The sequence below is a fragment of the Marinilactibacillus sp. GCM10026970 genome (assembly GCF_042660675.1).
Lineage (GTDB): Bacteria > Bacillota > Bacilli > Lactobacillales > Carnobacteriaceae_A > Marinilactibacillus.
The window spans coordinates 63,604-87,931 of the sequence record NZ_JBHSUL010000003.1 but is presented as its reverse complement, the minus strand read 5'-3'; the positions used below and the strand labels follow the sequence as shown (position 1 = coordinate 87,931).

Annotated in this window: 22 protein-coding genes; 14 read left to right on the top strand and 8 right to left on the bottom strand. The window is 38.3% G+C overall.

Annotation, left to right across the window (positions count from 1 at the left end):
* Positions 1–28: 28 nt before the first annotated feature.
* The 4 genes from ACFP65_RS01900 to ACFP65_RS01885 all read left to right on the top strand — a co-directional run bounded on the left by ACFP65_RS01900 (position 29) and on the right by ACFP65_RS01885 (position 4,829).
* A complete protein-coding gene (locus ACFP65_RS01900; protein WP_379915393.1) occupies positions 29–778 on the top strand; it encodes an acyl-[acyl-carrier-protein] thioesterase in 750 nt (249 codons plus the stop codon).
* 25 nt (positions 779–803) lie between these two features.
* Positions 804–1,793: a LacI family DNA-binding transcriptional regulator gene (locus ACFP65_RS01895; protein WP_379915391.1), complete on the top strand. Its 990-nt coding sequence runs from the start codon at positions 804–806 to the stop codon at positions 1,791–1,793.
* Positions 1,794–1,960: 167 nt separating this feature from the next.
* Positions 1,961–3,343: a PTS transporter subunit EIIC gene (locus ACFP65_RS01890; RefSeq protein ID WP_379915389.1), complete on the top strand. Its 1,383-nt coding sequence runs from the start codon at positions 1,961–1,963 to the stop codon at positions 3,341–3,343.
* Between the two features lie 37 nt (positions 3,344–3,380).
* Complete coding sequence (locus ACFP65_RS01885) at positions 3,381–4,829, top strand: glycoside hydrolase family 32 protein (protein WP_379915387.1); 1,449 nt, start codon at positions 3,381–3,383, stop codon at positions 4,827–4,829.
* A 69-nt stretch (positions 4,830–4,898) separates the two neighbouring features.
* Here the strand turns inward: ACFP65_RS01885 and ACFP65_RS01880 are convergent, their stop codons facing one another.
* Both ACFP65_RS01880 and ACFP65_RS01875 read right to left on the bottom strand, forming a co-directional pair.
* The gene (locus ACFP65_RS01880; protein WP_379915385.1) at positions 4,899–5,873 is read right to left on the bottom strand and encodes an asparaginase; all 975 of its coding nucleotides are present in this window, start codon (positions 5,871–5,873) and stop codon (positions 4,899–4,901) included.
* Positions 5,874–5,888: 15 nt separating this feature from the next.
* The gene (locus ACFP65_RS01875; protein WP_379915422.1) at positions 5,889–6,509 is read right to left on the bottom strand and encodes an MBL fold metallo-hydrolase; all 621 of its coding nucleotides are present in this window, start codon (positions 6,507–6,509) and stop codon (positions 5,889–5,891) included.
* Positions 6,510–6,669: 160 nt separating this feature from the next.
* On the opposite strand from ACFP65_RS01875, the gene ACFP65_RS01870 reads away from it, so the two are divergent.
* Positions 6,670–7,140, top strand: a complete 471-nt coding sequence (locus tag ACFP65_RS01870; protein ID WP_379915383.1) for a Dps family protein — start codon at positions 6,670–6,672, stop codon at positions 7,138–7,140.
* Positions 7,141–7,185: 45 nt separating this feature from the next.
* On the opposite strand, the gene ACFP65_RS01865 is transcribed toward ACFP65_RS01870, so the two are convergent.
* Positions 7,186–8,652 carry an amidase gene (locus tag ACFP65_RS01865; protein WP_379915381.1) on the bottom strand — a complete coding sequence of 489 codons (1,467 nt, stop codon included), beginning with the start codon at positions 8,650–8,652 and terminating at the stop codon, positions 7,186–7,188.
* 233 nt (positions 8,653–8,885) lie between these two features.
* Here ACFP65_RS01865 and tsaE point away from each other — a divergent pair, with 233 nt between their 5' ends.
* Entirely contained in the window at positions 8,886–9,359 is a 474-nt protein-coding gene (tsaE, locus tag ACFP65_RS01860; RefSeq protein ID WP_379915379.1) for a tRNA (adenosine(37)-N6)-threonylcarbamoyltransferase complex ATPase subunit type 1 TsaE, read from the top strand.
* Complete coding sequence (locus ACFP65_RS01855) at positions 9,343–9,861, top strand: GNAT family N-acetyltransferase (protein WP_379915377.1); 519 nt, start codon at positions 9,343–9,345, stop codon at positions 9,859–9,861. The genes tsaE and ACFP65_RS01855 overlap by 17 nt, the downstream gene beginning before the upstream one ends.
* Before the next feature lie 46 nt (positions 9,862–9,907).
* On the opposite strand, the gene ACFP65_RS01850 is transcribed toward ACFP65_RS01855, so the two are convergent.
* Positions 9,908–10,438, bottom strand: coding sequence for a 3'-5' exonuclease (locus tag ACFP65_RS01850; protein WP_379915375.1), 531 nt, complete (start codon positions 10,436–10,438; stop codon positions 9,908–9,910).
* Between the two features lie 260 nt (positions 10,439–10,698).
* Between ACFP65_RS01850 and glyA the strand changes: the two genes are divergently transcribed.
* Complete coding sequence (glyA, locus tag ACFP65_RS01845) at positions 10,699–11,922, top strand: serine hydroxymethyltransferase (RefSeq protein ID WP_379915373.1); 1,224 nt, start codon at positions 10,699–10,701, stop codon at positions 11,920–11,922.
* Between the two features lie 113 nt (positions 11,923–12,035).
* On the opposite strand, the gene ACFP65_RS01840 is transcribed toward glyA, so the two are convergent.
* The gene (locus ACFP65_RS01840) at positions 12,036–12,878 is read right to left on the bottom strand and encodes a hypothetical protein (RefSeq protein ID WP_379915371.1); all 843 of its coding nucleotides are present in this window, start codon (positions 12,876–12,878) and stop codon (positions 12,036–12,038) included.
* A gap of 259 nt (positions 12,879–13,137) precedes the next feature.
* On the opposite strand from ACFP65_RS01840, the gene ACFP65_RS01835 reads away from it, so the two are divergent.
* From ACFP65_RS01835 to ACFP65_RS01825, 3 genes are all read left to right on the top strand, one after another.
* The gene (locus ACFP65_RS01835; RefSeq protein WP_379915369.1) at positions 13,138–14,553 is read left to right on the top strand and encodes a 6-phospho-beta-glucosidase; all 1,416 of its coding nucleotides are present in this window, start codon (positions 13,138–13,140) and stop codon (positions 14,551–14,553) included.
* Between the two features lie 155 nt (positions 14,554–14,708).
* A complete protein-coding gene (locus ACFP65_RS01830; protein ID WP_379915367.1) occupies positions 14,709–15,629 on the top strand; it encodes a VOC family protein in 921 nt (306 codons plus the stop codon).
* Between the two features lie 120 nt (positions 15,630–15,749).
* Entirely contained in the window at positions 15,750–16,034 is a 285-nt protein-coding gene (locus tag ACFP65_RS01825) for a hypothetical protein (protein WP_379915365.1), read from the top strand.
* A 149-nt stretch (positions 16,035–16,183) separates the two neighbouring features.
* Here ACFP65_RS01825 and ACFP65_RS01820 read toward each other — a convergent pair whose 3' ends face one another.
* Positions 16,184–16,990, bottom strand: a complete 807-nt coding sequence (locus tag ACFP65_RS01820; protein WP_379915363.1) for an alpha/beta fold hydrolase — start codon at positions 16,988–16,990, stop codon at positions 16,184–16,186.
* A gap of 566 nt (positions 16,991–17,556) precedes the next feature.
* Between ACFP65_RS01820 and ACFP65_RS01815 the strand changes: the two genes are divergently transcribed.
* Complete coding sequence (locus ACFP65_RS01815; RefSeq protein ID WP_379915361.1) at positions 17,557–17,796, top strand: hypothetical protein; 240 nt, start codon at positions 17,557–17,559, stop codon at positions 17,794–17,796.
* A 109-nt stretch (positions 17,797–17,905) separates the two neighbouring features.
* Here ACFP65_RS01815 and ACFP65_RS01810 read toward each other — a convergent pair whose 3' ends face one another.
* Positions 17,906–20,542 (bottom strand): cation-translocating P-type ATPase, encoded by a 2,637-nt coding sequence (locus ACFP65_RS01810; protein ID WP_379915359.1) that lies wholly within the window; start codon positions 20,540–20,542, stop codon positions 17,906–17,908.
* A 235-nt stretch (positions 20,543–20,777) separates the two neighbouring features.
* Positions 20,778–21,071: a helix-turn-helix domain-containing protein gene (locus ACFP65_RS01805; RefSeq protein ID WP_379915357.1), complete on the bottom strand. Its 294-nt coding sequence runs from the start codon at positions 21,069–21,071 to the stop codon at positions 20,778–20,780.
* A gap of 201 nt (positions 21,072–21,272) precedes the next feature.
* Between ACFP65_RS01805 and ACFP65_RS01800 the strand changes: the two genes are divergently transcribed.
* Together ACFP65_RS01800 and ACFP65_RS01795 are read left to right on the top strand one after the other, a co-directional pair.
* Entirely contained in the window at positions 21,273–22,874 is a 1,602-nt protein-coding gene (locus ACFP65_RS01800; protein WP_379915355.1) for a SulP family inorganic anion transporter, read from the top strand.
* A 313-nt stretch (positions 22,875–23,187) separates the two neighbouring features.
* Positions 23,188–24,171: an aldo/keto reductase gene (locus ACFP65_RS01795; protein WP_379915353.1), complete on the top strand. Its 984-nt coding sequence runs from the start codon at positions 23,188–23,190 to the stop codon at positions 24,169–24,171.
* The last annotated feature ends 157 nt before the right edge of the window (positions 24,172–24,328 follow it).

Below are 24,328 nucleotides of genomic sequence, written 5' to 3'. Positions count from 1 at the left end.
TAGAACTAAATGAAAGTAGGAAAAATCCATGGTAGCAAAAAGATATCGTAATACAAAAGAAATTAGTTATTATATGTGCGATCGGACGCATACACTCACACTCCCTATGCTTATCAATCTGATATTAGAAGTTTCAGGAGAACAATCGGATCAGCTTGGTCTGGGAGAAAAAGTGATGGAGGAGAAGGGGTATTCGTGGATTATTTTACAATATGAATTCCATATCACTAAATTTCCAGAAAACAAAGAAAAAATAGAAATCGAAACTTACGCGACAGAATATAACAAGTTGTTTTGTTATCGAGATTTTATCGTCCGAGACGAAGCAGGAACAGAACTAATCAAAATACATTCGACATTTGCTTTGTTTGATCTTGAGAAGCGTAAAATGGCCAGACTTCCAGAAGAAATTGTGGCTCCTTACGAAGCGGAGTTCACTAAAAAAGTGAAAAGAAACCCGAAACCTACGGAATTGGATGAAGAAACGGCTCGTTCACAACCTTTCCACGTCAGATATTTTGATATTGATACCAATCAGCATGTAAACAATTCAAAATACCTGGATTGGACTTTAAACACTTTAGGTGGCGCGTTTTTAACTGAACACAAATTGGTTTATGCCAATGTGAAATATGATAAAGAAGTACATGAAAATCAGATGATTCAAAGTCTCGTCAGTATTGAAAAAACAAAGGACAAGACCATTACTGCGCACAAGATTAGAACTGAAGGCGTAGCGAACTGTAGTGCCAGTTTTGAATGGAAACTTCAATCCTAATCCTTTTTAGAAAGTAGTGAAATCAGTGGTCACCATCAAAGATATCGCTCAAAGAGCAGGGGTAGCTAAAAGCACGGTATCTAGGTATTTGAATAATGGATCCGTTAGCCAGAAGACTCGAACGAAACTAGATGAGATTGTGAAAGAGACAGGCTACACACCAAATACATTTGCAAGAAGTTTGAAAGCAAACAAAACGAATATGATTGGCGTCATCATTCCGCGTCTGAATTCTGCTTCTACTAATGAAGTGTTGAACGGTATCGATGAAAAGGCTAGAGAAAATGGATACGAGCTGATCATTACAAATGCGAATCAAGATAGAAATAGAGAATTAGGCAACATCCAAACGCTCGTTAAACAAAGAGTAGAAGGAATTATATTGCTTGCCAGAGAAATTACGGATAGCCACCAATCACTTATCCAAGAAGCCAATCTACCTTTTCTTGTACTGGGACAAAGAGCGGAATCGATTCATTCCATCGCTTATGCAGACTATGAAGCGGGACAAAAGATTGGTCGTTACGCGGTTGAATTAGGGCATAAATCGTTCTTGTTTTTTGGTGTATCAGAACAAGATAAGGCAGTAGGCTTAGAGAGAAAACAAGGATTTATGGATAGTCTTAAAGGAGAAGAGGAGACATCTGTTGAGATCATCGAAACAAGCTTCTCCAAACCAGTCGCCTATCAAGATGCCCTTAAAGTTCTTCCTAATACCAGTGCTTCCTATATTGTCTGTGCAACGGACAATATTGCAATTGCTGTACTGAAAGCAGCCATAGAATTGGATTATGCTGTTCCGGAAGACTTTTCTATCAGTGGATTTGGTGGATACGAAGAAACCGATTATGTTCAACCAAGTATTACGACAATGAGTTACCCTTATAAAGATATGGGTATCCAAGCAGTAGACTATTTAACGGAACTGATTAATGGAACGGAAATCCCTTACGAAACGTTACTGCAAAACGAATTAGTGGTTAAACATTCAACTAAAACAAGAAAGAAAGCCTAAAGAAAAGGGCTTTCTTTTTTTCGCTTGCAAAAGAAACCGGTTCCTGATATGATAGACTCAAATAAAAGGAACCGGTTCTGATTCTCTTCAAAAAACTTTTAGCATTCAGCACTTTTTTATTTATCTATTAATGGAACCGGTTGCCAAAAAGAAAAGGGGAATGAGAAATGAAATATGACGAGACGATTGATAAGTTAATTGAAGTTGTGGGTGGAGAAGACAATATTCGAAATTTTGAACATTGTGCAACGAGACTTCGAATTATTCTAAAAGATGACAGTAAATTAAATAAAGATAAAGTAGATGAGGTTCCAGAGAGCAAGGGATACTTTTTTAATACCGGTCAACACCAGTTTATATTCGGGACAGGAAAAGTGAATGCTGTTTATAGTGAAATGGAACAGAGGTTAGGAGACAAATCTTCTGAAAACTCTTCTGGAGGATTTAAAGATGATGTTTATCAGAATCTAAGTCCTTTACAAAAAGTTGTGCGTACATTGGCAGATATTCTAGTTCCTTTGATTCCGGTGCTTGTTACGACTGGTTTATTGATGGGGATTAGGGGCTTTATTCTCGAACTAGGCGTTGAAATGAGTCCGGACTGGTTAACGATGTTCCAAATGTTGACAGATACAGCTTTTGCGTTCTTACCGGTACTGATCGCTTTTAGTGCAACGCGTAAATTCGGTGGAAATCCGATTTTAGGGATTGTAGTAGGGTTAATGTTAGTTGCCCCGCAATTACCGAATGCTTATGCAGTAGCCGGGGGAGAAGCGGAGCCGTTGACCTTGTTAGGGATTGATATTATCGGCTATCAAGGATCTGTTATTCCAGCAATCTTAGCTGGTTGGATGATTTCTAGACTAGAGCGTTTGTTCAGAAGTTTTGTACCACAAATGATGGACTTGATTGTTACACCGTTTTTGACAATTACAATCACGATTGCAGTTATGCTGTTTCTACTAGGACCGATTGTTCAGATTGCTGAATCTGGGGTAATCAATAGTATTATTTATCTAATAGAAGCACCATTTGGAATCGGGTATATTATTTATGCTGGCTTCCAGCAAGTGATTACCATTACAGGTCTTCACCACTCCATCAGTATTATCGAAATCAGTTTATTGAATGATGGTGGGACAAATGTATTGAACACACTTGGAACTGCTAGTATGGCTGGACAATTCGGAGCAGCAGTGAGCGCGGCCTTACTGATGAGCAGCAAATTGAAACGCTCCAATGCCTTGAGTGCAAGTGCATCTACCTTATTTGGAATCACTGAACCACTCCTATTCGGTGTAAGCTTGAGATCCATGCGCGTATTTGGTTCTGGTATGGTCGGAGGAGCAGCTGGAGGACTCGTAACTTCTCTTTTAGGTCTTTCTGCGACAGGTATGGGCATCACTTTTATCCCAGGACTGTTACTGTATACAAATAGTATGAGTAGCATATTGCAATATCTACTCGTGATTGCTGTTTCATTTGCTGTAGGATTTGTATTGGTTAAAGTTCAAAGTCGACCAGTACAAGCAGAATTAAATGCAAAGTAAGATGCAAAAAGTTAAATAAGTCAAAAAGGATGGACAAATGAATCATATAAAAGAAACCCTACAAAAAGAGATAAAAGCAAAGCAACCGAATCTGGTTGAAAAAGTAGCAACGGATCCATGGAGACTTCATTTTCATCAGCAGCCACCTACTGGATGGCTCAATGATCCCAATGGTGTCTATCAAAAAGATGGATTGTACCATCTATACTATCAATACTCTCCGTTAGACCCAAAAGGTGGAGTGAAATATTGGGGGCATAAGACATCTACAGATCTTGTGCATTTCAAAGAAGAAGAAATCTTTTTGTATCCTGATCAGACCTTCGACAAAGATGGGGTTTACTCAGGTAGTGCATTTGAAAAAGATGGCGTAACCCATTTCTTTTATACTGGAAATGTAAAGCATTCTGGAACACACGACTATATTACCAGCGGTAGAGAACATAATACCGTTCATATGACAAGTCAAGATGGCTTCCACATTGATAGCCGAGAAGTGGTAATTGATTCCAGTGAATACCCAGATGGATTCACGCAACACATAAGAGATCCTAAAATTCTTGAAAAAGATGGTTTATTCTATATGGTTCTCGGTGGCCGTACAAGTGAAGATAAAGGTGCCATTTTGCTATACGCATCGAAGGATCTGTCTATTTGGGAGTATAAAGGAAATCTTTTGGAAAAAAGACCTGATTTAGGGTATATGTGGGAATGCCCAGATTTCTTCGAACTCAATGGACAAGATATTTTACTGATGTCTCCCCAAGGTGTAGAGCAGTCAGGACATGAATTTGAAAATGTCTATCAGTCTGGTTCAATTATTGGACGAACAGATTGGGATACTTTGAAGTTCGAACCGACAGCTGAGTTTGTAGAATTAGATAGAGGGTTTGATTTTTACGCACCGCAAACTTTTTTGGATGAGCAAGGACGTAGAATTCTCTGGGGATGGATGGGGCTTCCAGATATTGAGCCTGATTATTCAAATCCGACAATCGAAAGAGGCTGGCAACACGCTATGACCCTTCCGAGAGAACTCACAATTGAAGATGGAAAACTGAAGCAAAGACCTCTACCCGAATATCAAGTACTTCGAAAAGAAGTGCAAAGTAGGGGTGTTGAATTAAAAGAAGTAGTTGAAGTTTTAGAGGAAACAAGTGATACCTACGAAATGATCATTGAGGTTGAACAACCAACAAAAGCTTTAAAAATAAATCTTTCTCAAGACACTACCCTAGAATATACTGGGGAAGTTTTCACACTAAGTCTAGGCGCTTCTGGATTTGGGCGTTCAAAAAGAACGATCGAATTATCTAAATTGACCAGTATTCATTTGTTTTTAGATACATCGTCTCTTGAAATTTTCCTAAATGATGGAGAATATGTGCTAACGACTAGAGTGTATCCGACAAGTCAGTTAAATAGCATTGAATTTAGTGGCGATACAACTGTTCAAATTAGTAAATGGGATTTAAAAAAAGCATAAATAAAAGCCCGAGTTGGATCGTACACAAGTACAAATCAGCTCGGGCTTTTCCTTTGGTTAACTTGTCACTTAGACTTTTTCAAATACTTCCGTTATATAATCTAGATCAGTTGATTGTTCCAGTACAACAAGTAACTTTAGACGTGCTTTCGGTCCGCTGAGACCTGGAGCGAAAATGACACCAGCGTTTTTAAGCTGCTTGCCGCCGCCTTCATAATCATAAATGTCTTGAGCGATCCCATTAAAAGCTCGAGATGTCAAAACGATGGGGACACCTTTTTCAATCAAGGCGTGTAACCCTTTTAATGTAGCAGGAGGCATATTTCCAGCACCAAGTGCTTCAATAACCAGACCATCAATGGAACTTTCGACAAGAGACTCTATGAGGAAACCGTCCATTCCAGCATAAGCTTTCAGTAGAGGAACCACTTTGTTCACACTATCAATAGGGAAACATTCTTTTTTGATGAGTTTTTGAAAAAACATCACTTCTTTTTTAGAAACAATTCCGATAGGTCCAAAAGTTGGGGTTCTAAATGTCGCTACATTCGTCGTATGCGTTTTAGTAACATACCGCGCTGCATGGATCTCTTCGTTCATAACGACGAGTACACCTTTATCAGCAGCGTCGTCTGACATGGCTGTCCAGACCGCGTTCTGTAAATTTCTTACACCGTCAGATCCAATCTCATTGGTGGGTCTCATAGCACCCGTCATAACGATTGGAATCGAAGAGGGGACGGTTAAGTCTAAAAAATAAGCTGTTTCTTCTAATGTATCCGTTCCGTGTGTAATCACAACGCCATCAATGTCGCTTTCATGTATGGCTTCAAGAATGCGATTTTTAACAATCAGCATATCCGCAGGCGTCATGTGTGGAGAAGGTAATTGCAGGATATCTTCTTCGGTTAATTTAACTTCTTGATCAAATACATATTTGTATTCATTTAATGGATGTTCAGAACTTGGCTTGACGACTCCGGTACTCTGATCTGTACTCATGGAAATCGTACCACCAGTGTGCAATATGAGTATATGTTTCAAATTTTTGCCTCACAATCATTTAAAATAAGGATTTGTATGTTTTTCGTAACCAATCGTTGTATCCGGTCCATGGCCTGGATACACTGCGTAATCGTCAGCTAGTATAAACAAGTGTTTTCTGATGCCATCAAGTAGGACCGAAGGCTCGCTTCCGGGTAGATCCGTTCTTCCAACACTACCTTTAAATAGAGCATCGCCAGCAATAACAAATGCATCTTCATGGAAAATAAAACTGACACTACCAGGCGAATGGCCAGGAGTTGGTACAACATCAAAAGCAAAGCCTTCGATGGTCAGCGTTTCAATCGGATCAAATAGGTATTCAGCAGGACTAGCTGTTACACTGAAAGGTTTATGATTGGATAGATTCAATTCTGGATCTCCTAGCCATTCCTGTTCTTCGGGACTTACGTAAACTGGGATATCATAGTCTACTCGAATGGCTTCCAATGAACCAATATGATCAAAATGAGTGTGCGTTAAAAGGATGGCTACAGGTAACACACCTAATTCTTCAATCTCGTTTTTAATTTTGCTGGTTTCGTCACCGGGATCAACGATTAGGGCTTTGTCTCCCTGATAAATAATATAACAATTCTCTTCGATCGTTCCTGTAATGACTTGTTTGACTTGAATCAAAATAATGACCTCCGGATACTAGATTTTAAAAGTCTAACGCTTCTTATGTATTATAGCGAAATATAGACTGGCTGTCTAAGGAAGCCGAATTAGTAGACATGTAGTTATAGAAGTTCTATAGTTAGATTAGAATGATTATTAAATAGGAGGAAGATTTATGGTAAGTGAAAAATCAAAAGCATATTTAAATACATTGGTAGCTACACAAGGTTTATTCTATATCAAATTGCATCAGGCACACTGGTATATCAAAGGACCGAACTTTTTCTCTCTTCACCCTAAATTGGAAGAACTATATGATGATTTAACGGAACAAATGGATGAAACAGCAGAGAGACTACTAGCTCTCGGTGGGAAACCTTATTCAACGTTACAAGAATTTCTTGAGCATTCGCTGATTTCTGAATCCGTTGAAGAAAGAACCTTATCTGAAGAAGAAATGATCCATAATGTGATCACGGATTTTGAGGTTTTAAGAGATGAACTTTCAAACGGTATTAAACTAACAGATGAAGAACATGATGATGTATCAAATGACATGTTGATTGCTCAGAAAACACAAGTGGACAAAACCATCTGGATGATGCAAGCATACAGAGGACACACAGCACTAGACGATAAAAAATAAATACAAAGAGCCCTTCAAAGAGAAAAACTTTGAAGGGCTCTATTTTTAGATGAATTGTCCATCTAGTTCCATTTGTTGACCAATTTGTAAAAGAAGATACTCCTGACCTTTTGGTGCAGTCAATTGAATCCCGAGCGGAAGGCCTTCTGGTGTCAAGTGTGTAGGCAGGCTAATTGCAGGTTGCCCGGTTAAGTTAGCATGCTGCGTAAAAGGAGTAATATCCCAGCTCTGTGTAAACATATCCCATATGATCTGTTGAGCTTCGTCAGAAGAATGGTCTTGTGTGTATTCCATCCGACGTTTCAGTGAATCAGACCAATAGGGACGATCTACCTTTGGTGCAACATCAGCTGTGGCTGGCTCTAGCAAGATATCGTACTCTTGATGGAAATAGTGGTAACTTTCTGCAGCACTGTCCCATTCAGCAAGTGCACGAGCGTAAGTCGCGGCGGGGAGTTTCTTTCCAGCTTGCAGTATAGTCCAAGTCATTAATTCCATATCCGTTAAAGAAAAAGATGTTCCAAAACTTTGCTCCAATTCTTCAAAAACGGCGGCTGTCTCCCCAGCGTTCATGGCATAATAACTTTTCATCAGGCTAAGAGTATCGATATTGGGCTTGGCTTCAACAACTTGATGACCTTTGGCTTCAAACCAGTTTGCCGCAGCTTTAACAGCTTTTATGGCTTCTTCAGAAATTGCATGCTGGCTTGGAGCTGTTAGATTAACAGCGATTTTTAAAGGACTTGCGAACGAATCGTTCAAAACGGAACGATAACCTGCTTCAAATAAAGGAGTCTGAAAGGCTGCTTGTGGTTGAACAACTTGAACGGCATCTAGTAAAGCAGCTGTATCACGAACTGATTTCGTTAAGGCGAAACTAATAGAAGCTCCTTGCCAGCCACGACCGCTACCGGGACCGACTGCTGTACGTCCACGCGTTGGTTTCAAGCCGACTAGTCCGGTAAAAGAAGCTGGAATCCGAATCGATCCGCCGCCATCACTAGCACCAGCGACAGGAGTCATATTGGAAGCGACCGCCGCAGCTGCACCACCACTTGAACCACCAGGTGTTCGGTCCTTAGACCAAGGGTTTCTAGCTGGTCCATACAATTCAGGATTTGTGATATTCGTGAATCCGAATTCCGGTATGTTGGTATGTCCAATGGGAATAAAGCCAGCATTTTCCAGATCAGTAACGAAATGAGCCGTTCTTTTCGCCTTGACGTCTTTTAGAATACGCGCACCAGACGTAGCCGGCTCTCCCTCAAGGTTTTGTCCCAGTCCTTTTAAAAGAATCGGGACACCTCCAAAAGGTAAACCAGCGAACTTTCTAGAGCGTGCTTCTTTAAGCGCAGCTTCTTTTCTAGTTGAAATAACAGTATTTAAAGTGGGATTCTGTTGTTCAATTTGTTTGAAGCTTTCTTCAATAAGCTCCTCTGGAGAGGCGTGTCGTTTGCTTATAAAATCTGCGAAGTACAGTCCGTCTTGCGTACGGTCAAATGGTTTCGTCATAAGTCAACCTCTTTCTCTTGTCTATAAGTATGTCTAGCATACTGTACATATAGAAATTGTTAAAGAAATCCTGCAAAATTTTAACAACGAATCAGTACAGGTAACGTAGTCAAGCCAATTATTCAAAAAATTAAATACAACATTGTCTTTATATTGGAATAGGGGACAGGATAGGATTTCAGATATAGATATGGTAAAATAATTTCAAATTATGTAAAGGAAGAAGCGAAATCATGGAGACTGTCAGAACGAACAATGAAATCGAAACAAAAAAACTAGCTTCCACACTGGCTACTCTCGTGAAACCAGGGATGACAATTTTGCTAGAAGGTGAATTGGGTGCTGGTAAAACGACTTTCACAAAAGGCTTTGCAGAAGGTTTGGGAATTGATCGTGTCATCAAAAGTCCGACATACACTTTGATTAGAGAGTATACCCAAGGACGTCTACCCTTGTACCATATGGATTTGTATCGTTTAGAAGATACAGGAGCAGAAGAAATGGGACTAGATGAATATTTCGAGGGGAATGGCGTCTGTGTGATTGAATGGGGATCTGTTGTAAAAGAAGAATTACCAGAAGAACATTTGTTGATTCAGCTAAAGACATCATTGGAAGATATAAACAAAAGAGAACTGAAGCTGACTGCTGTTGGGCAGGCTTACGAAAGCTTATTAGAGGGGTTGAAACATGAGAGAAGAAATTGAAATCAGTATTAGAGAAGCTATTCCATCAGACGCAGAATCTTTACTGAACTGCCTTGAGAAAACAGCACTTCAAACGGGCTTTATGACAATGGGCGAGGAAGGATCTGGTCTTACAGTTGAAGAAGAAAGCCATCATATTGCTGAAATCTATGAATCAGATATCAACTGTTTGATTGTTGCGATACTTGGAGAAGAAATTATTGGTATGGCGACGATTCATGCTGTAGACAAACCCAAGATTAGACATATTGGAGAATTGGGTATTGTCGTAGATAAAGAGTATTGGGGATTTAAAATCGGAACAGAATTGTTAAGAGAAGTACTGAAATGGTCTGATGAGTCTGAAGTCATCAAACGAGTTGAATTAAAAGTTCAACAAAGAAATGAACGAGCAATCCATTTATATAAAAAATATGGATTTGAACTGGAAGGTGTTATGCAAAGAGGCGTGAAAGATAATGGAGAATTCCTTCCGGTTTGTATGATGGGGAAACTCGTATAGAAAAAGAACAATCGGTTAGAAGCTCAGCTTCTCCGATTGTTCTTTTTTATGCTAACTTAACGAGACTTCTTAATGAAGCCGTGCCGTATTCTTTTTCTTGATTGATTAGAATTTTTGCACTTGCTCTGGCATCATCCAATGCATGGTGATGATTCAAAGGAATATCGTAATGTGCTGCTACTGTATTCAATTTGTGATTAGGAAGTTGTTTAAGCAGTCTTCTAGAAGACTGAACCGTACATAAAGTTTGAAAACGCGGATGCTGAATCCCGTAATAATCTAGTGTGCCTAGGAGAATTCTTTTATCAAACGACATATTGTGTGCAACAACGAGCTGATCGTCTGTAAAATAAGCAGACATTTTTTCCCATACTTCCGGAAAATAGGGAGCATCTATAACGTCATGTTCTCTTATACCATGGACGCGAATATTTCCAGCATCAAACCAAGTATCCGGATTGATTAAAGTATAAAATTCATCAACAATTTGATTGTTTCTAACAACAGTAAGGGCCACAGAACAGGCGCTATGGGTCTTGCGATTGGCTGTTTCAAAATCTAATGCAGTAAAATTCATGATAAGCCTACTTTCTTTTAAGAAATCATTTCGAAAAACGAACGTGTATTCTTATAAAGTATACCATGAAATAAACGGTATTCAATGATAGAGATTGGATATTGTCTGATTTATTGAAGATTGTTTCAGAAATTTGACGAGACTTTCTATACACGAATAATTGGATATTTTATAAAAGGAATTTCAAAGATCATGCGTTTGTTCGGCTTGAGCTGTGCTATACTCTTTCTATACCAAAGTAGTTAGAGGAGTTGTATGCAGTGAGTTTTGACCAAGAGGTATTTGATGCAATAGAACAAGAAAAAACAAGACAAGAAGAAAATATTGAATTGATCGCTTCCGAAAACTTTGTATCTGAAGAAGTTATGCAAGCACAGGGAAGCGTACTGACAAATAAATATGCAGAAGGTTACCCTGGGAAAAGATACTACGGCGGCTGTGAATTCGTCGATATCGTCGAAAATTTAGCCATTGATAGAGTGAAAGAATTGTTTGGCGCAGAATATGCTAACGTTCAACCGCATTCTGGTTCACAAGCGAATATGGCGATTTTTCAGACATTCTTAGAGCCTGGCGATACGTATATGGGAATGGATCTGAATCATGGTGGACACTTGACTCATGGGTCACAAGTGAATTTCAGTGGAAAACTCTATAATGTTGTCCCTTATGGCGTAGACAAAGAAACTGAGACGATTGATTTTGAACAAGTTCGCGCGTTGGCACTAGAACACAAACCTAAATTGATCATTACAGGCTACAGTGCTTATCCAAGAGAAATCGACTTCCAGAAATTCAGAGAAATCGCTGATGAAGTAGGCGCAATCTTGATGGTCGATATGGCGCATATCGCTGGTTTGATTGCTACCGGAGAACATCCAAATCCCGTGCCTTATGCAGATGTTGTAACGAGTACAACGCACAAAACACTTAGAGGCCCACGAGGTGGATTAATTCTGGCAAAAGAGGCATATGCAAAACGCTTGAATAGCGCAATTTTCCCTGGCATTCAAGGTGGACCCCTTGAACATGTGATTGCTGCAAAAGCGGTTGCCTTCAAAGAAGCCTTACAACCAAAATTCAAAGACTATACAAAACAAATCATTAAAAACGCCAAAGCAATGGCCGAAGTCTTTAATGACTCTAAAGGTCGCGTGATTAGTGGTGGAACAGATAACCATTTATTATTAGTAGAAGTAACGGATTTTGAGATGAACGGGAAACAAGCTGAAGCTTTACTGGATAGTGTGGGTATCACTGTAAATAAAAACACGATTCCTTTTGAAACGCTTAGCCCATTTAAAACAAGTGGTATTCGTATTGGTACGCCAGCTATTACAACTAGAGGTTTCGATGAAGCAGCGAGCAAGAAAGTAGCGGAATTGATTGTTCAAACCCTAGAAAACAAAGAAGATGAAGTACAATTAAGTGAAATTAAAAAAGCTGTTCGTGAATTAACAAAACAATATCCTTTATACCGTTAATCATAACTAAAAACACTCTTCATACAGTAAAAAGTAGGTGCTTGATAATCTACTCCTGTAGGAAGAGTGTTTTTTATAAAATAAAATTTTAGGCGAATCTTTCTGTACGTATTTTATTCTTCTATTGAAGTCATCATTTTTAGTGCACTGAGTGGTACTTCGGATGTCGTCATTTGATAAACCATCTCTTGGACCTGCCATCTTATATCTATTCCGACTTCATCTGAACCTAATGGATAATCAATATAGACCAAACCTGTGTCGTCCGGCGCAGGCAGATAATGCTGTTCTAAATATTCTACAATCTGCTTAGCAATATTAGGGAGATCCAACTGGTCTACACTAGAAGCTTGGATTAAGAACTGCCAGTTTCCTTCTGACCAGCCAAAATAATGAGTCCCCGCCGCACCTTCAGCGTAACCTTTGATACCATAACCTAAGTCCGTTTGATTTTCCTCAATTTTGCTGATGGTTTTTCCTTCAATAAAGGAAGTTATATCTTCGTGAGCCAATTGAGCTTCTGGATACAGTGTTCCTGAAATTTCTGCAAGTAATTGATTTTGATACGTCAAATAGTCTACCGTATACTGATTTGATTCGTTTTTTTTGATATTAGTAGATACCGAAGCGTTCTCTTTATTCGGGAACCTAGTCGGCACCAGTACCTTATCAGTATCCATTTTTAATTTGGAAATATCTGAGGACGGGTTATTAGAAGTAGGGGACTCATAATTTTTTGAACTTTCTTCCGTTGAATTGTCTACTTCTCCTGAAGAGTCCGCAGTTGAATCCTCTCCAGAATCTTTTGATTGGTCAGCTTTTTCGTTACCAGAGGTTCTCTTGTCTACTATTTCTGAAGATATATCTTCGCTTGCTTGCGAATCAGATGCACAGCTTGCTAATACCCCTCCGATTATACTAATAGCCATTATTCTACATACATATTTTTTATACAAATCAATCTTCTCCTTTCGATAAATTAATAATAACAAAAGTTATATAAAAAAATAATAATTTGATCTCGATAACCCTAAAAGATTGCACACAGTAAAAAGTGATATTTACACCTAAAGATAAACACATTCCATTAAGAAAGTGTAAAATTTATTTTCTTTTAATAAAACGCTTGCATGTAAACCATTACATAGAATAAGGTTAGAGATGTAAAAAGATGAAAGCGTTATATTAACAAAAGAGCCTAGGAGGAAGAAAAACATGTCAAAAGATGGATTGAAGATCGTAACCATTGGTGGAGGATCAAGTTATACACCAGAACTAATTGAAGGATACATTTTACGTAAAGATGAATTACCGATTAGCGAGATTGTATTGGTTGATATTGAAGATGGTAAAGAAAAACTGGATATCGTAGGTGCAATGGCAAAACGAATGGTCAAAGCTGCTGGTCTTGACTGGAAAGTTACTTTAACCCTCGACCGTAAAACAGCTTTAAAAGACGCTGACTTTGTAACGACTCAATTCCGTGTTGGCTTGTTGAATGCTCGTGTAAAAGATGAGCGTATTCCTTTATCTCATGGTATTCTTGGTCAAGAAACCAATGGAGCGGGCGGAATTTTGAAAGCGTTTCGTACAATTCCAGTTATATTAGATATTATCGAAGATATGAAAGTACAGTGTCCAGATGCTTGGTTGGTCAACTTCACAAACCCAGCAGGTATGGTGACAGAAGCAGCTATCAAACACGGCGGCTGGGAAAGAACCGTTGGATTATGTAATGTACCGATTGGTCACGTTAAAACAGCTACAGAAAAACTGAATTTACCAGCGGATGAGTTGTTTTTCAAATTTGCTGGAATCAACCACTTCCACTGGCACAGAGTTTGGGATAAATCAGGAAAAGAGCGTACAGATGAGCTAATCGATTTGATTTATGGGCCGAACCAAAATGAAGATGATAATCACTTGAAAAACATTCACAGTGCCTTATTCCACTACGAACAAATTCAAGATTTACACATGTTACCTTGTGGATATCACCGTTATTATTATATCGAAGATGAAATGCTTGAGCATTCTATTGAAGAATTTAAAAACGGCGAAACAAGAGCTCAAGTTGTTAAAGAAACAGAAGCTCGCCTATTTGAAATGTATAAAGACCCGAATCTGGACCACAAACCAGAAGAATTGTCACAACGCGGGGGAACGCATTATAGTGATGCAGCCTGTGAAATTATTGCTTCAATTCAAAACGACAAGCACACAGAAATGGTTGTTTCCACTAAAAATAATGGAACCATCACTGATTTACCATATGACTGTGCGGTAGAAGTTTCAGGTGTGGTTACAGCACATGGTTTTGAACCATACAACTGGGGAACCTTCGAAAACGATGGCGCTAGAGGTGTCATTCAAAATATGAAAGGCATGGAAGAAAGTGTCATTCGTGCAGCCATTGAAGGAAATTACGGAGCTGCTTTACAAGCCTTCACGGTAAACCCGTTAATTCCAGGTGGACGAATAGCGAAAACGGTCTTGGATGAATTACTTTATGCACACAAAGAATATTTACCTCAATTTGCAGAGAAAATCAAAGATATCGAAGAAAACCAACCAGAAACCGTTCAGTATGTTGATGAACTGATGAAAACAAATATAAAAGAAACGGTCTAGTCTATAAGCGTTAAAGATCAGAGATCAATAGATTTCTGATCTTTTTCTATGCAAAGAAATAAGACTATACTTTAAAAAAACATGTGTTAAACTATAGTCAAACATAAAAGTATGACCGTTGCGCTAACGTTTGAATTGATTATGGAGGGATTAACATGACAAAAGCATCGCAAGTAATTGTTCCTAGTCTCTGGTTTGACACGGAAGCATTTGAAGCCGCTGAGTTTTATACATCTATATTTCCCAATTCAAAAATCACCAACAAAATGACTTTACCGGATACACCTTCGGGGGATGCTGATCTAGTGTCTTTTCAATTATGTGGGTATGACTTTACAGCTATTAGTGGAGGGCCATATTTTACAGCAAATTCACTGATCTCCTTCATGGTTCGGTTCAAGTTATCAGAAGATCCTAAAGCGCAGAAAATCAGTGAGCTATGGGACGCATTAAAAAAGGGTGGAAAAGTAGAAACGCCTTTAGAAACGACTTCTTTCAGTGAAAAGTATGGGGTCGTTCAAGACCGTTATGGATTTACTTGGCAATTAATACTGGTAGATGAAGAGGAAGTAGAAGAAGAGAAACCAGCAATGATACCTTCCATTTTATTCTCAGGTGAACAATTTGGTAAGGCAGAAGAAGCCATGCGCTTATATACTTCTATATTTAAAAATAGTCAAATAGGAGAAGTATCACACTTTCCAGTTGAAGGTAAAGCTGGAGAAGTAAATGGAGTATATGCAGAATTTAAAATAGAGAATCAGTGGTTTGCAGTGATGGACGACGAAGAAGAACATGATTACAAATTCAACGAAGCCATTTCTTTAATGGTCAAATGTGAAGATCAAAATGAACTGGATGATTATTGGGATAAACTGTCTGCCTTTCCAGAGTCTGAACAATGTGGTTGGTTGCAAGATAAGTTCGGATTATCTTGGCAGATTATTGCAAAAGACATGGACAAAATGGAATCTGAAACGAGTAGTCCAGAACAAATCAAAAGATACATGGAAGCCTTGCTAAAAATGAAAAAACTGGATATCGCTAAATTGTGGGCGGCTTACAATAACGAATAAAAAATAGTGAAATGAATTCAGAAGCTATTACTCCGTAATTGAAACCCAATTTCTCCTTGTAGACTTAATTGGTTAAGTGTCAATAAGAATAAACGATTAACACATATCGGAGGAAGCTTAATGGTTATTCAGGATATTGAAAATATGGACGACAGTCCTATGAATTTAGAAACCTTAATGCATTGCTTGGAATGGGGAAGAGAAGTACAATTCGATTACCTTGGAAAAGAATACTTTCTCGATAGTCACTATGAAGATAAGCATGTGTTATGGAAAGAAACAACTCAGATAGGTGATGAATTTACTGAAGTTAGTGAAGAAACCTTAAGCAAATTATTTATAGAAGGTAAAAGTATTGCAGATATTTTTAAGGATGGCGAAGCCGAAGTAACACTCATTTTTTAATCATACTTAGAGGTATGATTAAAATAAAGTTGTAGACTTCAATCAGCAATCACCACTAAACGACAAAAAGAGTGGAATCTATTTAAAGAGTCCACTCTTTTTCGATTTATCTGTATTTGTACGCAATTTTTTATCTCAAGAATCAGTGATTACATTTGGATAAAATCTAGTAAAGCATTATTCAACTCTTCTGGTTGATCGTGGAAAATACCATGACCACTTTCTTCAAAAGTCTTCAATGTACTATTTGGAATTGCTTTGTCCATTAAATCGGCAAAGTCGTAAGGGCATATTTGGTCTTCTTTACCATGGCCAATCAAAGTAGGAACTGAAATTTTGGTCAGATCTTCAGAAAGATCTTCATCTCTTAACGCGATTGCTGAAAGAATCGTTCCGTAAGAAGAGGCTGTAAAGGCTAAACTTGCAACCCAATCTGCATAAGCATCACTTGGTTTTTTATTGAACAATTGTGATCCGAACTCAGTAACCATTTTAGGGCGATCAACTTTAGCTTGCTCAATCAGTTCATCTACGCCTGATTTTTCCATTCCGTATGGATAGTCAGGACCTTGCGTGAATCTTGGAGCCGCAGCACCTAATAGGACTAATTTTTTAACCCCAAATCCGTTATGACGTGACATGTATCTAACTGCAGCAGCACCACCCATTGAAAATCCAACAAGTGTAGCATCTGTTACGTTTAATTCCTCAATAACGGCTTTAACATCATCTGCAAAAGTATCATAACCATAACCTTCAACGCCTAAATCTGATTCTCCATAACCTCGTAAATCAATTCCAATCACACGATATCCATGTTCCAGTAAATGGTTGTATTGATATTCAAACATTAAATTATTTAATGGCCAACCATGAAGAAATACGACAGGTGAACCTGAACCCATATCCTTTACAGCGATTGAAACATCATTTTTACCTTTAATTATTTTATTCAACTTGCTTCCTCCTAAAGTTCAATTTACTACGATTTCATAGTAACGCTTTAAAAAGAATATCGAAAATAATATGCTTAAGGAGCAAAACCGTAAAAAGAAAGCATGAAAGGAGCGTATCCTAAAACACCCATTCCAATTAAGAGAACGCTAGGACTTAGAACCGCGATACTTCTTGTCACTAATGAAAAATCGCTTAACTTGAGTACCCAACGAACAAGTAGAAAAATCAAGGTAGCTAATAAAAGGACAACTAACAACAAATACAAAGCAGCCAAGCCCTCAAAATAGAGACCATAATTTTCATAGTCTATGGAAGTACTGAAGTAAATAGAAAATCCAAATAAAAAGGCTATAAAAAGTAAGCTGGTAAAAATTGAATAGAATCGGAACTTATTTTTATATAGTGCAGGTAATTTGAGACTAAAAGATATAGTAACATGTATTAAAGCGATGATAACAGCAACCACAACATTTAATGGAAAAGACAGTTCAATCAACTCCTTGCTATTTTTTTAACCTAAGGTACAATTGATTTTACCATACAAATTAAGAAAGAAGTTGTAAACATGACACTTAGTTTATTCGTTATGATAGTGGCACTACTATTGTTAAATATGAGCAAACAAAAAGAAATCACCCGATTGAAAAGCTTGTTTCAGTTTGATCGAAAAGAACTGGAAGACTTTGCAAAAGAAACGTTTAAAATTGAAAATGATCAGATAAAAACAATCAAATTACTTAGAAAAAAGTATTATCCTTTAGATTTACTGACCGCAAAAAGAATTGTAGATAAAGTAAAACAATAGTATGATGGTTTATGGATTATCGATATTATAAAGGTAACAAAACGAATTATTTACAAAAAAAGAGATCAGGAATTTTCTCCTGATCTCTTTTTGGTTTATGATAGTTAATTTAATCCGCTAATTTAGAAGGGAAGACAAGCTTTCTAATTTCTAGAATTGCAGTTGTAGCAAGTGCTAGTCCGGCAGCGATTCCCCAGTGTTCTAGTCCAAATTCTGCTGGGATATCAAATATTGGGCGAACAAACGGTAATATTGTGATGGCATATAACATCATACATACAGCAAATGCACCGACAACATATTTATTTGAGAAGAATCCTGCTTGGAAGACGGTTTGAGAATTCGAACGAGCAGGGAATACCTGTAACGTTCTAGCAAGGATCAAAGTTGTAAAAGCCATCGCTACACTAATTTCATCAGAATACCCTAAACCAATATACTGAGAAATAATAACAGCTACACCAATCGTCAAACCTCTGAAGATAACAGACTGTAGTGTCTGACCAGAGAAAATGCCTTCATTAGGATCTCTTGGTTTTTGTTTCATAATGTGCGGTTCACCTGGTTCCATTCCTAACGCAATTGCAGGAATAGAATCATTTACCAAGTTGATAAACAGTAACTGTAAGGCAGTGAATGGGTTGACCCAGTTCATAAGAAGCGCTGCAATAATCGCAGTAACAGCACCTAAGTTACCTGAGAAAAGATAAGCAATCGCTTTTTTAATATTACTATAAACAACACGGCCAACAGATACAGCACTAACAATCGAAACAAAATTATCATCTGTCAAAATCATTGCAGCGGCATCTTTTGAAACGTCCGTCCCACTCCCCATAGCAATACCAATATCCGCTTGTTTCAAAGCAGGCGCATCATTGACACCGTCACCGGTCATGGCAGTAATTTGATCTTTATCTTGCCATGCATCAACGATTCGAATTTTATTTTCAGGCGTAACACGCGCATATACAGTGATATGCTCAAGCTGATCCATCAATTCTGCATCAGATAGCGCATCAAGTTCCTGACCAGTCAAGGCAATATCGCCTTCCTTGAAAATCTCTAAATCTCTAGCAATTGCTCGTGCGGTTGTTTTGTGGTCACCGGTGATCATAACAGTACGAATACCCGCTTCAGCAGCTTCTTTGATGGCGTGATAAACTTCCTCTCTTGGAGGATCAATCATGGCAAGTAGTCCCGCAAAAATCAAATCATTTTCATCATCTAAATCAAGATCTGCTTTATCTAAAGGCTTATAGGCAAATGCCAGTACACGCATGGCTTGGTCAGAGAAATGTTCATTTTTTTCATTCAGCTCTTTTAAATGAGCTTCTGTCAGTTCTTCCACTTGTCCATTGATCAAAATGTGCGAACAACGGTTGAACACAACATCGGGACCACCTTTCGTCAGCATGAGCTGTTCGCCGTCGATATCGTGTAAAGTAGACATCAGCTTACGAGTGGAATCGAATGGCAATTCCGCTTTCCTAGGATAAGAAGCTCTTAAGTTTGAGAAAGGAAGATCTTGTTTATTGCTGTAGTCAATTAATGCAATCTCAGTAGGATCACCACTAGATTCACCAGCTTCATTGATAGAAGAGTCGTTTGCAAGAACGGCAATCTGCATTAGACGATTCTCGCCGAAGGACCATTGATCTGGTTGGTTGGAATAAGCTGTTTCTTGTTGACCAGCTAAAAAGGTATCAACAACAGTCATTTTGTTTTGTGTTAATGTACCGGTTTTATCTGTACAGATGACACTGGTAGATCCCAATGTCTCAACCGCTGGTAGTTTACGAATAATTGCGTGACGTTTCGCCATTTTGTTGGTCCCAACAGATAATACAATCGTTACGATAGACTGCAACGCCTCTGGAATAGCCGCAACTGCAACCGCGACCGCAAACATAAAGGCATTAAGTAGTGGAATTTGGATATCTTCTGTTCCACCTAAAAAAATGCGCGCAGCTTGTATTCCGAAAATCAAAATAGATAAACCAAGAATTACAAAGCCTAATTTTTTACTGAACACTTCTAGTTTACGTTGAAGTGGGGTTTGCTTAGAGGTTGCATTTTGAATCAATTTAGCGACTTTCCCCATTTCAGTTTCTGATCCGATTCCAGTAACAACGTATTTTGCACGACCATAAGTGACAAGTGTGCCGCTGTAAACCATATTTAATCGATCAGCTAATCCAGTTTCTTCTGAGATAGTAGAAGTATTTTTGTCTGATGGAACAGACTCCCCAGTTAAAGCACCTTCTTCAACTTGTAGTGACTCTGCTTCAAATAAGCGACCATCGGCTGGAATGTTATTTCCTGCTTCTAAAACAACGATATCTCCAGCAACAACTTCTCTTGCAGGTATACTTTGCGTACTATTGTTTCGAATAACCGTTGCGGTTGGAGCAGCCATATTTCTAAGGGATGCTAACGAATCTTCTGCTTTTCTGGTTTGTACAACACTAAGGATAGAGTTGATGACAAGTACAGCGAATATAATGATAGACTCAACGGTCTCGCCTAGTAGAACTTGAACGACCGCTACAATTAAAAGAACAATAACCATTGGATCTTTGAAGCTTTCTAAAAATAAAGATAGAGTAGACTGACGATCTTTTTGTTCAAGTTCATTTAAGCCATTTTCTTCTTGCCTCTTTTTTACTTCTGAGGAAGTTAATCCTTCTTCTGTAGTATCGAGCGAAGATAACACTTCTTCGGTATTCTGCTGATAATGTTGCATGTTTTTTCATCCTTTCTAAGATGAAGGAACTCTCAATAGAAAAAAAGAGACGTATACGGAGGCAAAAAGCTCCGCATACGTCTCACTATTTAATACAGCACCAGCAGATAAACAAGTATCTACGGTTGGTGGCACTGTAACAGCTTTCGCTGCAAGTTACTCCCGTAAGCTATTTTGTTGTCGAACTCATTATATAAAAGTAATGAAAGGATTGCAAGAAAATCATTTTTTATCTTTACCAATTCAATCCATCCAAAAATTTGAGAAGATCATATTGTTTTTCTTCAGGTAGAGATTGAATAATGGTGATTAGTCTTTTTTCAATCGGACTCGTCTCTTCATTGAAGAACTCAGCTAGACTAACGTCCAATACGTCACATATATGAGAAAGTGTTTTTAAAGATAGCTTTGTTGAATTATGTTCAATTGCTGAAATAAAAGAAGGAGAAATGTCTATCTTCTGTGCAAGTTCTTTGGCAGTCATTCCTGCAGCGATTCTTAAAGCTTTGATTTTAGGACCAAATTCCATAACGGCACCTCAGTGATTTTTTTATTACAAGAGTATCATAGCATGTTGAATGATTAAAAAAAAGGAGAATTTTAAAAATGAAAACACTTTAAAGTGCATAAATTAACTTATAGGTAAATTTTATATTGTAATATATTATTTATATGTTAATATATTTAATTGTGACTGCTAGTACAGGCAGGTAAAGAAGGAGAGAATAAAATGAGAAATAAAGAACAGTCGAAACAGGAGAAGTTTCGACCGATGCAATTTTTAAAAGACAAAAAAGGTGCGATCCGAGGAGATGTACTGTCAGGCTTAACAGTAGCGCTGGCGCTGATACCTGAATCTATCGCATTTGCATTTGTTGCAGGCGTTAGTCCGATATTAAGTTTACAGACAGCTTTTATGATTGGATTGATTGCGGCGATTTTTACTGGAAGACCTGGTATGATCAGTTCATCTACGGCTGCAATTGCAGTGGTTATTGCTTCACTGGTCGCAACACATGGACTAGAGTACCTTTTTGCAATGGTTGTACTTATGGGGATTATACAAGTCGCTATTGGGCTATTGAAATTAGGGAAATATGCTAGAATCATCCCTTATCCAGTTATGCTTGGCTTTTTAAATGGATTATCCATACTGATTTTTATAGCGCAATTGGATCAGTTCAAAATCAATCAAGTAGTAGAAGTAAATGGGAACATGGTTACACAGTCTGCGTGGATGCCGTGGACAGATTTAGCCGTTATGATTGGATTCGTCTTATTTACCATGGCGATGATTCACATCATTCCTAAATTCACTAAGTTGATTCCGTCTAGTTTAATTGCTATCGTTGTGATGACACTGATTGCTGTTGGGCTTGGAAGTTTTGGAATTCACTTAAGAAATGTTCAAGACTTTGCAGGAATGGAAATTGTTGGGGGACTACCAGAATTCCACATTCCTCAAGTTCCGTTAAACTTTGAAACGCTTAGAATCATTACACCTTATGCCTTTATAGGTGGGCTAGTCGGATTAACTGAAGCGGTATTGACCCTACAAGTCATTGATGAGATGACGAATACTCGAGGAAGAACAAACAAAGAAATTATCGCACAAGGTCTTGCGAATACAGTCAACGGTTTCTTTGGTGGTATGGGAGGAGATGCAATGATTGGTCAATCGATTATTAATATCAAATCCGGTGGACGTCACCGTTTATCGGGACTCGTTGCGGCTTCAGCTTTGATGTTTTTCATTATGTTTGGTTCAGCATTTATCAACGCGATTCCACTAGCTGGTCTAGTAGGGGTTATGTTTATGGTCGTTGTCGGTACCTTTAAATGGGAGAGTTTACGCTATAAAGGTAAAGTGCCGGCTCAAGATATTTTAGTTGTTATCGTTGTATCCGTAATCACAATTTTTGTGGATCTTGCAACAGCTGTTATCACGGGAGTAGTTGTTTCAGCATTGATTTTCGCATGGGAAAAAGGGAAAGTGATTTACGCCAATGTAGAAGAATCAGAAAATGGTTCGAAAACATACAAAATCAATGGAACGTTGTTCTTTGGTTCCGTCTTGAATTTCAAAGAATTATTTGATGTAGAGAGTGACCCAAATGAAGTGATCTTGGATTTGAAATACGCAAAAGTAACGGATTATTCTGCAGTAGAAGCAATCAGTTCTGTTACCAAACGATATGAAGAATCAGGTAAGACATTCAAGATTGTCCGATTAAGTGATGAATGTAAACGAATGTTCCACAATGCGAACGCCTTTACTTCTGTCATTATTGACGAAGGCGAAGATCAAATCATCGAATACCCTTATGTATAAAATAAAACGATTATCAAGACTGTTTTTATAAGCAGACTTGATAGTCGTTTTTATCACTTATAGTATTTTATAGTAAAGATGGAAATAGTAATCAAAGATAAGTGGAATTGTAAATGAGTTCATCCCGGGGTGGTTACTCTTACGACATCATGTCCTGACATTTTTTTAGTGTCAAAATAAAAAAATGATAACGGATTCAAAATGTGTTGTAGTACTAACTGAATAATGATATGCTTTGACTGTTATGGCGTATGATTATTTAAATCAATTAGAAATTTTGCGCTATTTAAAAGCCATTAGGGGGAAATGAACGGTGGAATATAATTATTTAGGACGAACAGGACTAAAAGTTAGCAAGATTTGTTTAGGAACAATGAATTTTGGCTCGCACACGAGTGAGGAAGATGCCTTTGCCATAATGGACAGAGCATTAGAAGCAGGAATCAACTTTTTTGATACAGCAAATGTCTATGGAGGTAGTGGTCAAAGAGGACAAACAGAAGAAATTATTGGGCGCTGGTTTGCACAAGGAGGGGGCCGACGAGAAAAAGTTGTCCTAGCGACGAAGGTTTATGGTGGTATGGATAATGAAGCGGATGGGCCCAATAAAGAAAATGGACTTTCCGCTTATAAGATCCGCCGACACCTAGAAGAGTCTTTAAAACGTCTACAAACAGATCATGTTGAGCTTTACCAGATGCATCATATTGAACGCCATGCACCTTGGGAAGAAATATGGGGTGTGTTCGAGTCAATCGTTAACCAAGGGAAAGCCTACTATATTGGATCCAGTAATTTTGCAGGGTATCATCTGGCCCTTGCGCAAGCCGCAGCTGAGAAGCGACAATTTCTTGGACTGGTATCAGAACAGCACAGATACAATTTACTTTGTAGACTACCGGAATTAGAAGTCCTTCCAGCTGCAGAAGATTTTGGTATAGGGATCATCCCGTGGAGTCCATTAGGTGGAGGGATGCTGAGTGGGAAGATTCTTAATCCAGAACCTGGTTCAAGAAGTGAAGGTCGCGCAGCTGAACTAACTGACCACGAACGTAGTCAGTTAGAAGATTACGCTAAGCTGTGTGAAAAACTTGGGGAATCTGAACCGAATGTAGCATTGGCATGGCTTTTAGCAAATCCAGCAGTGACAGCGCCAATTATTGGTCCGAGAACAATGGAACAATTAGAGCAAGCACTTAGAGCCGTTGAAATTAATCTTTCAGAAGAGACAATGAAAGAATTGGATAGAATTTTCCCAGGGCCGGGTGGACGTGCTCCAGAAGCTTATGCTTGGTAAGATAAAAAATCTACTTTTTACTTTAAACAATTGATTAAATAAGGTTAGCAGACATCAAACCTCTTGTGAAAGAGAGTAGATGTCTGCTATTTTAATATAGAGATAAAAGGAATCGGGAGTCTAATGGAAGAAAGTTAAAAGCCTTTAGATAAAAATT